At 72.7% G+C, this 12,739-nt stretch carries 10 protein-coding genes; 6 read left to right on the forward strand and 4 right to left on the reverse strand.

Annotated features, from left to right (window positions below; genetic code table 11):
• The first annotated feature begins 88 nt into the window (after positions 1–88).
• The 6 genes from ABZ887_RS24545 to ABZ887_RS24570 all read left to right on the forward strand — a co-directional run bounded on the left by ABZ887_RS24545 (position 89) and on the right by ABZ887_RS24570 (position 7,780).
• On the forward strand, positions 89–1,711 hold the full coding sequence (locus ABZ887_RS24545; protein WP_361292877.1) for a fused response regulator/phosphatase: 1,623 nt from the start codon (positions 89–91) through the stop codon (positions 1,709–1,711).
• Between the two features lie 584 nt (positions 1,712–2,295).
• Positions 2,296–5,022 (forward strand): class IV lanthionine synthetase LanL, encoded by a 2,727-nt coding sequence (gene lanL / locus ABZ887_RS24550; protein WP_361292879.1) that lies wholly within the window; start codon positions 2,296–2,298, stop codon positions 5,020–5,022.
• A gap of 49 nt (positions 5,023–5,071) precedes the next feature.
• Positions 5,072–5,227: a VenA family class IV lanthipeptide gene (locus tag ABZ887_RS24555; RefSeq protein WP_361292882.1), complete on the forward strand. Its 156-nt coding sequence runs from the start codon at positions 5,072–5,074 to the stop codon at positions 5,225–5,227.
• Between the two features lie 107 nt (positions 5,228–5,334).
• Positions 5,335–6,495 carry an ATP-binding cassette domain-containing protein gene (locus ABZ887_RS24560; protein ID WP_361292884.1) on the forward strand — a complete coding sequence of 387 codons (1,161 nt, stop codon included), beginning with the start codon at positions 5,335–5,337 and terminating at the stop codon, positions 6,493–6,495.
• Complete coding sequence (locus ABZ887_RS24565; protein WP_361292886.1) at positions 6,492–7,382, forward strand: ABC transporter permease; 891 nt, start codon at positions 6,492–6,494, stop codon at positions 7,380–7,382. The genes ABZ887_RS24560 and ABZ887_RS24565 overlap by 4 nt, the downstream gene beginning before the upstream one ends.
• A 41-nt stretch (positions 7,383–7,423) precedes the next feature.
• On the forward strand, positions 7,424–7,780 hold the full coding sequence (locus ABZ887_RS24570; protein ID WP_361292888.1) for an isomerase: 357 nt from the start codon (positions 7,424–7,426) through the stop codon (positions 7,778–7,780).
• Between the two features lie 160 nt (positions 7,781–7,940).
• Here ABZ887_RS24570 and ABZ887_RS24575 read toward each other — a convergent pair whose 3' ends face one another.
• The 4 genes from ABZ887_RS24575 to ABZ887_RS24590 form a co-directional block, all read right to left on the reverse strand.
• Entirely contained in the window at positions 7,941–8,657 is a 717-nt protein-coding gene (locus ABZ887_RS24575) for a TetR/AcrR family transcriptional regulator (RefSeq protein WP_361292890.1), read from the reverse strand.
• A 56-nt stretch (positions 8,658–8,713) separates the two neighbouring features.
• Entirely contained in the window at positions 8,714–9,745 is a 1,032-nt protein-coding gene (locus tag ABZ887_RS24580) for a PDR/VanB family oxidoreductase (protein WP_361292892.1), read from the reverse strand.
• On the reverse strand, positions 9,745–10,641 hold the full coding sequence (locus ABZ887_RS24585; RefSeq protein ID WP_361292894.1) for a metal-dependent hydrolase: 897 nt from the start codon (positions 10,639–10,641) through the stop codon (positions 9,745–9,747). The genes ABZ887_RS24580 and ABZ887_RS24585 overlap by 1 nt, the downstream gene beginning before the upstream one ends.
• Positions 10,642–10,729: 88 nt before the next feature.
• Positions 10,730–12,655, reverse strand: a complete 1,926-nt coding sequence (locus ABZ887_RS24590; protein WP_361292896.1) for a hypothetical protein — start codon at positions 12,653–12,655, stop codon at positions 10,730–10,732.
• Positions 12,656–12,739 lie beyond the last annotated feature (84 nt).

Genomic DNA, 12,739 nt, shown 5'->3' on the forward strand with positions numbered 1-12,739 from the left:
TCGGTGGGGCAGGCCCGGCATTCCCCCGGCCACCGCCGGGGGGTACCCCCAGGCACTGCCCCACCGGTGTGGTCCAGGGGCTGGGAGCATGGACGTCAACGGCAAGCTGACAGACACGACCGTGCTGGTCGTGGACGACGAGCCCGCGAGCCGGTACGCGATGGGCACCGTCCTGCGCCGGGCCGGCCACCAGGTCGTCGTGGTCGCCGACGGCCGGCAGGCGCTCGCCGAGCTAGACGTACGGCTGCGCAAGGGTGCCCTGCCCGACGTGGCCCTCGTCGACGTGAACCTCCCGGACATGAGCGGCTTCGAGCTCTGCCGCCGGCTGAAGGAGCGGCCGCACATGGCCGGTCTGCCCGTCGTGCACTTCTCGGCCCTGCGCACCGCCCCGGCGGACCGCTGCCCGGGCCTGGACGCGGGGGCCGAGGCGTATCTGACGGTGCCCGCCGAGCCGGAGGAGATCGAGGCGGCGGTCCGGGCCGCGGTCCGCGCCGCCCGGCTGCGCGCCGACGACCAGGCACTGGTACGGCGCCTGAAACTGCTGTCGGAGACGATCGTCACCATCCAGGCGGCCCGTTCGCTGCCCGAACTGGCCGACGCCGCCGCGGACGGCGCCGCCCGCCTCCTCGGCTGCCCGGCCGCCGTCTTCGTCCTCGACCAGGACGACGAGCTGTACCGCGGCCTGTACCGGGAGCGCACCTCCCTCGCGCTGCCGGACGAGGGCGCCCACCGGGACGTGGCCGGTCTGCTGCGCCGGCTCACCCGCGGGCAGTCCGGGGTCCGGATCACCACCGTGCCGGCGCCGCTGTGGCCCACCGGGTTCTTCCGGCCCGGAGTGCAGCACGACGCCCGGCTGACGCTGGTCCTCACCCAGGACGGCAAGGTGCCGGTGTGCCTGGCCACCCCCACCCGCGGGCAGCGCAGGGTCGACCCCGAGAACGAGGCGCTGCTGGCCCAGCTGGCCCAGGCCACCGCGCTCGCCGCCGAGCCCCTGCTCATGTACCAGGTGGAGCGGCATGTCGCGCTCACCCTCCAGCACAGCTTCCTGCCCCGCCCGCACCAGCTGCCCGACCTGCCGGGCGTCGACATAGCGGTCCGCTACGAACCCGCCTCCCAGGAGACCGAGATCGGCGGCGACTTCTACGCCGCACTGCGGGTCGGCGACGGCGTGCTCACCGCGGTCGGGGACGTCGTGGGGCACTCGCTGGACGCGGCCACCGTCATGGTCGAACTGCGGCACGCGCTGCGCGCCTACTGCCTCACCGAGAGCGACCCGGCCGCTCTCGCCGACCGCCTCGACCGATTGCTCCAGCACTACCACGCCGAGGTCACGGCCACCGTCTGCCTGGCCCTGATCGACCCGGCGACCGGGCGCACCCGCGTCGCCAACGCCGGCCACATCCCGCCGCTGATACTCGGCGACGACGGCAGCGCCGAGTACGTCAAGGCGTCCGGCCCGCTGCTGGGGGTGGGCCTGCCCCACCCGCCGCCCACCGAGCTGGTCCTCGGACCCACCGACCGGCTCCTCATGGTCACCGACGGCCTGATCGAGACCCGCGGCACCGACCTCGCGATCTCGATGGAACACCTCCGGGCCGCCGCCTGCGGTGCCCTGCCCGGCCTGGAGGCCCTGTGCGACACCCTCCTCGCCTGCTTCGGCCGGGACCGTGAGGACGACGTCGCCCTGCTGGCGCTGAGCCTGGCGAAGTAGCGGCCTTCTCAACTCGCCTTGTCTGCAACGGATTTGAGGTGCCCGATCGAGGCGGGCCGGTGGGCGCCACGACGGAATCGAGCAGATCCGAGCGTAAGTGGGCGGATTCGAAAACCGGGAAGAAGCGGCACGGGATATTCCGCGTCGATTGCGTTCGCTATGGCCATGGCTGTCACCACTCGTGGTCGATTCACTGCTAGATCGAATTCGTGGGCCGGTGGATAACGAAGGCGGGAGCGGTACTCCTCGCCGTCGAGTGCTCGGGATTCGGCGGGAGATCTGGGGTCGGCGAGCCACCGCGTGTCTCCTGAATCCCTCTTTCTCACCACGATTTGATTCAGAGTTAATTGGTGCACACTGTTTTTCTTTCCCGGGTGTAGTCTGCGATGTGGTCGAACGCGTGGATTATTTGACCGGTGCGGCGCTTCTCATACGCCTTTATTCGCGCCGGACTGCGCCGCCCATTGCCGGTGCAACACCGTGCGCTCGCCGAATCAAGTGACGCCCGGCAGGCGCCTGTTGTACGTTTCTTCTCGCCGGAGAGACATTCCAACCAGCGGTTCTCGCCGTTGAGAGGGACACGTATGACGAGCCATGCAACCGGAATCGATCTCGAAATTCTGCTCCGCCGGGCGTTACAGACCACGGGCGCCGACACGCATTGGACGACCCACGCGGACGAGATGTGGTGCCGCCTCACACACGAGTCCGGCATGCGACGCCGGCAGGGCTGGAAATTGCACGTTTCCGCGACGGCCGCGTCCGCGCCGGAAGTGCTGGAGAAGGCACTGGACGTGCTGTTGCGCGAGGAGTCGGGATTCAAGTTCGTCCGGTCGCTCGAACAGGTGGGCGCGCTCAATTCCCGTGCCACGCCACGAGGAAGCTCGGGCAAGTTCATCACCGTATACCCGTCCTCCGACGCCGACGCCGCACGACTGGCGCTGGCGCTGCACCGGGCCACGGAGGGACTGGCCGGTCCCCGGATCCTGTCCGACCAGCCTTATGCGCCGCAGAGTCTGGTGCACTACCGCTACGGCGCCTTCGTGGGCCGGCGGCGGCTCTCCGACCAGGGCCTGCTCGTCTGGTTCATCGAGGATCCCGACGGCAATCCCGTGGAGGACAAGCGCACCGGGCAGTATTCCCCGCCGTCCTGGGCGGTCAGCCCCTTTCCCGCCGCGGTGCCGCTGCCACCGCGCCGGGAGAAGGCGGCGAGCGGCCCGGTGCTGCTCGGCGGCCGGTTCTCGGTACGCGAGGCGATCCGGCACACCAACAAGGGCGGTGTCTACCGGGGCACCGACGTCACCACGGGCGCACCCGTGGTGATCAAGGAGGCCCGGCCGCACGTCGAGGGCGACGCGTCCGGCGCCGACGTCCGTGACTGGCTGCGGGCCGAGGCCAGGACGCTGGAGAAGCTCAAGGGCACCGGACTGGCACCGGAGCCGCTCGCGATGTTCGAGACGGGCGGGCACCTCTTCCTGGCCCAGGAGGAAGTGCCGGGCATGCCCCTGCGCAACTGGGTCGCCGAGCGCTTCCGTGACGTCGGGAGCGAACGCTACCGGGCGGACGCGCTCGCCCAGGCCGGCCGCCTGGTGGAGCTGGTCGCGGCGGCCCACGCCCGCGGCTGCGTACTGCGGGACTTCACACCCGGCAACGTCATGGTCCGCCCCGACGGGGAACTGCGCCTCATCGACCTGGAGCTCGCCGTCCTGGAGGACGACGTCCCGCTCCCGACCCGGGTGGGGACCCCGGGCTTCAGCGCCCCCGAGCGCCTGGCGGACGCCCCGGTCTCCCCGACGGCCGACTACTACAGCCTCGGCGCCACCGTGTGCTTCGTGCTCGCCGGCAAGGTACCGAACCTGCTGCCCGAGGAACCGGCCACCAGGCCCGCGGAACAGCGGTTCGCCGAGTGGCTCGCCGCCTGCGCGGAAACGTTGCGGCTGCCGGACGGTCTGGCCGAGATGCTCCTCGGGCTGATGAAGGACGATCCCGGCGGGCGCTGGGACCCTGCCAGGGCGCGTGCGGCTCTGCGCGGTGCGGTTCCGGTGCTGCCGAGGCGGACCGCCGCCGGGCCGGCGCGGACGGTCGGTCCCGTTGATCCGGTTGATCCGAATGATCTGGCCGATCCGAATGATCCGGGTGATCCGGACACGGCGACGCGGGCAGCGGTTACCGGGATGGTGGACCACCTCGTCGATTCGATGACCCCGCACGACGACCGGCGGCTGTGGCCCGTGTCCACGATGGCCGGCGAGACCGATCCGTGCACCGTGCAGCAGGGCGCGGCAGGCGTACTGGCGGTCCTGACCCGGTACTTCGAGCTCACCGGCGACCCCCGCCTGCCGGAGCTGATCTCCACCGCGGGCAACTGGATCGTGGCCCGCACCGACACCCGCGCCGTCCGTCCGGGCCTGCACTTCGGCGGCCGCGGCATCGCCTGGGCGCTGTACGACGCCGGACGTGCCGTCGACGACCGCACGCTCACCGACCACGCGCTGGCCCTCGCACTGGCGCCACCGGAACCGACGCCCAGCCACGACATCACCCACGGCACCGCGGGCAGCGGACTCGCCGCCGCTCACCTGTGGCGCCGTACCGACGACCCGCGCCTGGCCGAGCTGGTCGTCGACGCGGCCGACCGGCTGGCCGCCGCCGCACAGCCCGAACCGTCCGGCGTGAGCTGGCCCGTCCCCGCGGAGGCCGTCTCCGAGGAGGCCGGCAAACGCTACCTGGGCTTCGCGCACGGATCGGCCGGCATCGGCAGCTTCCTGCTCACCGCCGCGGCCGTCTCCGGGCGGCCGGAACACCTGGAACTGGCCCTGGCGGCGGGAGAGCACCTGGTGGCCAACGCCGTGCCGGTCGGCCGGGCCGCCCAGTGGCCGGCCCAGGCCACGGACCCGCCCACGGCCCCGTACTGGTGCCACGGCTCGGCGGGCATCGGCTCCTTCCTGGTCCGGCTCTGGCAGCGGACCGGGGACAACCGATTCGGCGATCTCGCCCGCGGCGCCGTACACGCCGTCGTGGAGCGCGCCTCCCGGGCCGCCCTCACCCAGTGCCACGGCCTGGCGGGCAACGGCGACTTCCTCCTCGACATGGCCGAGGCCACCGGGGAGCCCGCCTACCGGGCGACGGCCGAGGACCTGGCCCGCCTCATCGTCTCCGAACGCGCCCACCGCGCAGCCCACGTCGTCTTCCCCAACGAGTACGGGGACGTCTCGACGAGCTGGAGCGACGGGGCCGCGGGAATCCTGGCGTTCCTCCTGAGGACGCGCCACACCGACTCCCGGCACTGGACTGTCCAGCAGCCGGGTTGAGCGGCAGGAAAACCCCCCTGTCGCTTACCGCTCACAGAAGGAGAATGTCATGGAGAACCAGGCCCTCGAGCTGCTGGCCGAACTGCACGCCCTTCCGGAGACCGAGCCGGTCGACTTCGACGGAGCGTCGTACTCCGGTACGTGTGCCTGCGTCGGCCTGCTGACGCTGCTCAACACGGTCTGTGTGGGCATCAGCTGCGCCTAGCCGAGAACCTCCGGCCGGTGGCCGCCCTCGGGCGGCCACCGGCCGGAGCCGGGGCCGCTGCGGACGGCAGGCCCGCGGAAGACACCCCCGTGGACGAGGACCCGACCATGCAGCCACCCGCCGCTGACGACGCCCGCACCCGGACGACCATGCCGACCGCCGCAGACCCCACCCCGACCCCGACCTCGAACCCCGACCCGACCCCCAACCCCAACCCGAGCCCGGACACATCGCAGCGCGCGGCCCGGCCCGCGTACGCGGTCAGCACGCGAGGCCTGGTCAAGAGCTACCCGGGCCCGGACGGAACCACCACCCATGCCGTCCGCGGCCTGGACCTGGACGTGTTCGAAGGCGAGACCTTCGCCTTCCTCGGCCCCAACGGCGCCGGAAAGTCCACCACTCTCGCCCTGCTGTGCGCGCTGGCCCGCCCCACCGCCGGACACGCCACCGTGGCGGGCATCGACGTGCTCAGCCGGCCGGACCGGGTACGCGCGGCGGTCGGGATGCTCTTCCAGCACAGCGCCCTGGACCCGGACCTGACGGCCGAACAGAACCTGCACATCCACGCCCGCCTCTACGGACTGAGCCGACGCCACGCCCGCCTGCGCGTCACCGAGATGCTCGACACGGTCGGACTGGCCGACCGGCGGCGGTCCCCGGTACGCACCCTGTCCGGAGGCATGCGCCGTCGTCTGGAACTCGCCCGCGGCCTGCTGCACGCACCCCGGGTGCTGTTCCTCGACGAGCCGACCACCGGACTCGACCCGCACGCCCGCGCCCAGGTCTGGGAACACCTGCGCCTGCTGCGCGACCGGTACGGCTGCACCGTCTTCGTCACCACCCACTACCTGGAGGAGGCGGAGAACTGCGACCGCCTCGGCATCATCGACCACGGCCGGCTCGTGGCCCGGGGCACGCCCCTCGCGCTCAAGGCCGCGATCGGGGACGACCGGGTGGTGCTGCGCACCGACGACGACGCGGCGGCACGACGGGTCGTGGGCCGGACCGCACCACCGGGCGTCGCCGTCACCCGGGACGCCGAAGGGGTCTCCCTGCGGGTGCCCGACGGCAGCGCCTGGATTCCCCGGCTGTGCGGGGCGCTGGCAGGCCACGGCATCGCCGTGCACGCCGCGTCCGCGACGCCGCCGACCCTCGACGACGTGTTCTTCCACCACACCGGCCGGAGCATCCACGTCCCCGGCTCCCCCCGGACACCGGCCGTCCCCGCTCCCGGCGGCCCCATCGCGGCGACCGAGGAGGCCCCATGACCGCATCCGCCCTCCCTGCCTCGGACGCTCCCGACACCCCTGACGACCCCGGCGACCCCGGCGGCACCGGCCGTGAGCCGGGGACCCGCCTGCGCCACGAACTGCGTGCCGTCCACGCCCTGGTCCACCGCGACCTGCTGCGGCTGTCCGCCCAACGGGTCCACACCGCCCTGATGCTGATCCAGCCGGTGCTCTATCTGTTCGTGCTGGGAGGCGGCCTGGCCGCCCTCATCCCCAACTCCTCCCTGGGCGTCGGCTACCAGGCCTACCTCTTCCCGGGCATGCTGATCATGACGGTGCAGGCGCCGGCCATCGTCGTCGGCATCCGCCTGATCACCGACCGGCAGAGCGGTTACCTGCGCGAACTCCTGATGGCCCCGGTCAGCCGGCCCACCCTCCTCCTCGGCAGTTGCGCCGGCGGCACCCTCGTCTCCACGGTCCAGGGCGCCGTCCTGCTCGGCCTGGCCGGCGCCGTCGGCCTGCCCTACGACCCGCTCCTGCTGGCCCTGCTCCTCGCCGCCCTGGTCCTGGCCTCCTTCACCATCACGGCCCTGTCCCTGCTGCTGGCCGTGAGCCTGGACCGGCCCGAGATCTTCCAGATGCTGCTCGGCCTGGTGATGATGCCGCTGCTGTTCCTCTCCGGCGGCTTCTTCCCGACGCAGAACCTGCCGGGCTGGGCCCACACGTTGACCGCCCTCAACCCGCTCGCCTACGGGGTGGACCTGCTCCGCCGCTGCATCGCGCTACGGGTTCCGGACCAGGCGACCACCGCGGGCATCGAGTGGTTCGGCCGGCAGCCTCCCCTGCTCCTGGAGGGCGCCCTCCTGCTGGCGGGCGGAGTCCTCGCCCTGCTCTGGGCCGCCCGCCGCTTCGGCCGCCCCGCATGAGACCTAGGCTGGAGCCCAGTCGCCGCAGAACAGGAGTGCTCATGCCGCAGATCACCGTGGACTACACCGCCACGGCGGGCCCCGCCTTCGACCGGGAGGGCTTCGCCAAGGCCCTGCACAGCGCCGTCGTCGAGATCGCGGCGGCCAAGCCCGAAGCCTGCAAGACCCTCTTCCGGGCCGCGGACCACTCGGCCTTCGGCTACGACGAGGACGGCTGGCATGTCATCGTGCACGTCACCTTCGGCCTGCTGGCCGGCCGCACCGACGAGACCAAGGTGAAACTGACCGAGACGGCTCTGGAGCTGCTGCGGGAGCACCTGGAGCCGGACGGCTTCGTCCTGCACGCCTCCGCCGAAGTACGGGACCTGGACCCGTCGTACCGGAAGTACGAGGACTAGGTCTGCTGCTGCCGGTCGTTCGGCTGCCGCGCCGTCGTGGCTGGTCGCGCAGTTCCCCGCGCCCCTTACGGGGCCTCAGGCAGCGCCCCCGAAGGGGCGCGGGGAACTGCGCGACCAGCCCCCACCGGGCCGCAGCCGAACGACGGCCGATCCGCGGGGGCTAGCCCGCCAGGGCGATGAGTCGCGCGGCGAGGTCCGCGAACGGGCCGTCGGTCGGCTCGTCCTGGACCATCCGCTTCACGAGCGCCGTCATCTCCTCGTCGTACGCCGCACTCACCGCCGTCAACGCCGCGAAGTCGTGCACGAGCTGCACCTCCAGCTCGGCGCGCGGGATGCGCCGTCCGTCCAGCCAGATCAGTGCCGTCGACTCGGCGAGCGAGATCCAGGAGCGGATGACCAGTTCGAGGCGGGGCGGCGCCTCGGTGATGTCGAGGTGGGAGAGGATCTGCTCGTAGGCGACCTGGCGCACGGAGTCGATGAGCGCGTTGGTCGCCGAGACGTGACGGATCGAGTGGGCTCCGCCCACGGAGACCGCCGGGCCGCCGCGCATCAACGCGGCGAAGCCGGGCCCGTGTTCGTCGACGAAGTCGAAGAAACGGCGCATCACACGCAGCAGCCTGGCCCCGAGCGGGCCCTCGTGCGGCTCCTCGAAGCGGCCCGCGAGATCCTCCGAGGCGCGCTTCAACGCGGCCTCGTACAGGCTGAGTTTGCCGGGGAAGTAGTGGTAGACGAGCGGCCGTGAGATGCCTGCGGCTGCGGCTATCTCGTCGATGGAGACCTCGTCGGGCGAGCGACGGCTGAACAGTTCGAGGGCGACGCCGATCAACTGCTGCCGCCGCTCCTCGACTCCCATCCTGCGGCGTACCCCGGTTGTCATGCGAACACCTTACCGATCGGATCCGGCCTCCCACGGACCCGACCCTTCACGGGTGTTCACAGATCCAGCACAAGTCTCCCACTTCGGGCCCGTGATACACAGATGAGCATCGAGTCGGCACGCTCCGTGTCGGTGAGCAGCTCGTCCCGGTGTTCCACTTCCCCTTCCAGCACCCGCTGTTGACAGGTCCCGCAGAACCCCTGCGCACAGGAGTACGGCGTGTCGGGGAGCTCCGCCCGTACCGTGGCCAGCACCGTCGAGTCGGCCGGGACCGTCAGCGTCCGTCCGCTGCGCCGGAGTTCGAGTTCGAAGGCGTGGTTGCCGTCGGCGTCGGTGCGCGGCGCGAAACGTTCGAGCCGCACCTCCGGGAAGCGCTCCTCCACCGCCGCCATCAGCCCCTCCGGACCGCAGCAGTACACTGCCGCGCCCTCCGGGACGGCCAGCGCGTCGAGGTCGGGGCGTCCGTCCTCGTCCTCCGCGACGACCGTGACCCGGTCGTCCCCGGCGAACTCCGCCAGGAACGGCATGGACCCGCGGGACCGCCCGCAGTACAGCAGCCGCCACGCCACCCCGTCCGGCACGGCCCGCACCATCGACAGGACCGGCGTGATCCCGATGCCCCCGGCCACGAACACGTAGGACCCGGCCTCGACGAGCGGGAAACGGTTGCGCGGCCCGCGCACCTCCAGCTCCATGCCCGCCACGACCTGCTCGTGGACCTCCCGCGAACCGCCCCGCCCGTCCGCGACCAGCCGGGCGGCGATCGTGTACGACGAGGTGTCGGCCGGATCCCCGCAGAGCGAGTACTGCCGGACCAGTCCGGAGGGCAGCACCACGTCGAGATGGGCCCCCGGTTCCCAGCCGGGCAACCGCTCACCCTCCAGGCGCAGTTGGACGACCCCTTCGGCGATCGTCCGGCGCGAGGCGACCAGGAGCCGCAGGGCCCGGGAGCGCGGCCGCCCGGAGGTCGGCGGATCCAGCGCCGGCATCGGCCACAGCGGGGAGGCCTCGATACGCCGGCGCAGGGCCCGCTGCACGAGCAGCGCGGCGCCCGCGACCGCGACGACGGTCCGCAGTCTCGGCGTCATCACTTGCCCTCCTGCTCGGCGGCCAGCGCGGCGGGGGAGGAGGCCAGGTAGGCGACGGCCTGCTCGGTGGAGCCCTCCTGGGAGGGGTGGTAGGTGCGGCTCAGGTACGTCGGGATCGACCTCAGCATGGCGCCGGTGGTGGGGAGCGTGCCGCGCCGGCCGGCGAGATGGAAGTCCCGGAACCGGGCCCGGCCCTCGACGAGCGTCGGGTCGTTCGCCATGAAGAAGCGGGCACCGCGCTGCCACAGGAACACGATCGCCGTGAACGCAGTCGCCCAGGTCCGCACCCGGCGCCGGTAGCCGCCGTCGAGGTGCAGGAACAGGTCGAAGGCGACCGACCGGTGCTCGACCTCCTCGGCGCCGTGCCAGCGCAGCAGGTCCAGCATCATCGGGTCGGCGCCGCGCCGGTCCAGCTCCTCGGCGTTGAGCACCCAGTCGCCGAGGAACGCGGTGTAGTGCTCGATGGCCGCGATCAGCGCGACCCGTTCCAGGAGCCACCAGCGCCTGGCCCTCCCGGGCGGCAGGGTCCGGTCGCCGAGCAGCTTCTCGAAGAACCAGTCGACCTGCGCGGTGTACGGCGTCGGGTCGAGCCCCTGTTCCCTGAGGTGGGGCAGCACCTCGTCATGGGCCTGGGAGTGCATCGCCTCCTGCCCGATGAAGCCGATGACGTCCTCGCGCAGCCGCTCGTCGCGGATGAGGGGCAGCACCTGCTTGTAGACGTGCACGAACCACCGCTCGCCGGCGGGCAGCAGCATGTGCAGCACGTTGATGGTGTGCGTGGCGAAGGGATCGCCGGGCACCCAGTGCAGGGGAGTGTCCTCCCAGGCGAAGGACACGTTGCGGGCCTTGAGCGCGATGTGCTCGGACTGCACCGGCTGCGGCTGCTTGTTGGACATGGCGTCAATGTACTGACGGGTAGGTGGCCTGAGAAGACCCCCGGTGCACCTTATTTACGTGAGCGTCAGCAAGACCGCGGTGCCATGCTCACCGCAGACCGCTGATCTCGCCGCCATCCTCCAGCGTCCCTTCCAGCTCGGCCTGCGCCCCCTGCTTCGCCCTGGCCACCAGCTGCGTCCCCTGCGCCGACGCCGTGACCCCGCCGGTCGCCCGGATCGACGCGGTGTCGCGGCTGCCCGCGGCCAGCAGGTACCACTGGCCGCCCCCGGACTTCCACAACACCCCGGCCAGCACGTGCGGGTCGCGCGGGCCGCAGGCCGTCACATCGGCGCCCTTGGCCGCGACCGCCCCGTACTGGCTGCCCGGCGTCCGGAACTGCGCCAGCGACACGGCCCCGCCGCCCCGCCAGGTCTCGGCCCGCGTACACACCCACGCCCCGGTGCCGGCGGACTCCGGCAGCTGCTGCTCGGCGAACGCCCACGCGTTGACGTTGCGCACCCCGGCCGACCGCTCCGCGGCCAGCGAGCAGGCGAACGGCGCCCAGTCGCGCAGCGCTGCCGAGCCCGAGGCCTCGCCGGTGTCCCCGGGCCGCCCCGCGGTGAGCCGGGCCGGCACCAGTTCGCCCAGGTCGGTGGCGAGGTGCACCCCCTGCGCGTCGGTCAGCTGGAGCACGTTCCACGACGTGCACGCCCCCTGCTGCAGCGCGGAGCTGGCCAGCGGCCCGGTCACCCCGTCGGCCAGCGCGAGGTCCATCGCCCCCGCGGTCGGCTTCATCAGGTCCCGCTCGGCCGCCTTGGTCACCCAGGGGGCGGTCAGATAGCGGACGTTGCCGTCGGCGCGGCCCAGGACCAGGGCGCTCGCCTCCGCGCCGGTCGCGCCGTCGACCCGGGCGAAGTCCAGGGCGGCGCCCTCCGTGCCGTCCCTCGGTTCGGCGTAGCGGGCGATGCGCAGACCGTCGTAGAAGACCACCACCCGGGCACTGTCGACCACGCCCGCGTACAGCAGCTGCGGCGGTCCTGCCGGGCCGCCGGTCTGGGTGCCGGGGGTCGCCGAGACGCGGACGGTGTCGCCGGGGCGGGCCCAGACGGCGAGGGCGCGGTGCAGCAGCGCGGTGTCGCCGGTGAGGGTGCCGCGGGCCGGCCAGACCGAGAAGTCGGTGCGCGCGGCGGTCTGCCAGGCGGTGGCCGCGACCTCGGTCAGCCGGGCCGGGTCCAGGGCGGCCTGGGCGGCCGGGTTCTGCGCGTACACGGGGGCGGCCGCGCCGTCGGCGCCCCAGCCGCCGCCCGGCAGCGCGACCAGCGCCCCGCACACCGCGAGGGCGGCCGCGGCGGCGAGCGCGGCCTTGGTGTGCTGGCGGCGGCGCATCAGGTCGGTGGGCCGGGCCTGCAGGGAACAGGGGTCGAACTCGGGGGAGTCGAGCAGCGGGTACTCGGCCGGGACGCCGTTGGCCTCGGCGAGCGCGCCCTCCGGGTGCTCGACGCCGACCGCCCGCAGGATCCTGCGGACGTCGCCGTCGGGGAGCTGTTCGAGACCGCGCAGCGCGTAGGCGGCGCGGGCCGGGCCGGAGAGGCCGGCGAGCCGCTGGTCCAGGGCGAGTTCGTCGGCGCCCCCGGAACGCGGGAAGAGTCTCAGGCCCCACACCTGGGGGAGCAGCGCCGGCAGCTGGGCGCGTGTGGGCCACGCGGTGAGCCGGAGCGGCCGGCCCGCCTCCAGTGCCGTACGCACCACCGCGAGCCGGACCAGCGAGTAGCCGGGGTCGGTCTGCCGCCCGTTCGCCTGGGCCGGGATCACCGGGACCTGCCTGCGGCCCCGGGGCAGGGCCCGCTGGACCAGGGAGTGCGCGGTCAGGACGCGGCGGCCGCGCGCGAGCCCCGGCGGCAGCACCAGGTAGGCGAGCCGGACCAGCCGGGGGTAGTGCTCGACGAGCGCGGCCTCGGCCTGCTCGACATCGACGGCCGGATGCGGGGCTCCGGCGGAGGCTGCGTGACGCGGGGCTACATCCTGTGACTGCACGTCCTGAAGAACGAGCGACCCGTTGGTTGGTCACCGCCACACGGGTGACACTGCGGTGTCCGCACGATGTGAGCCGATGTGAGT

The sequence above is a fragment of the Streptomyces sp. NPDC047061 genome (assembly GCF_040643955.1).
GTDB lineage: Bacteria > Actinomycetota > Actinomycetes > Streptomycetales > Streptomycetaceae > Streptomyces.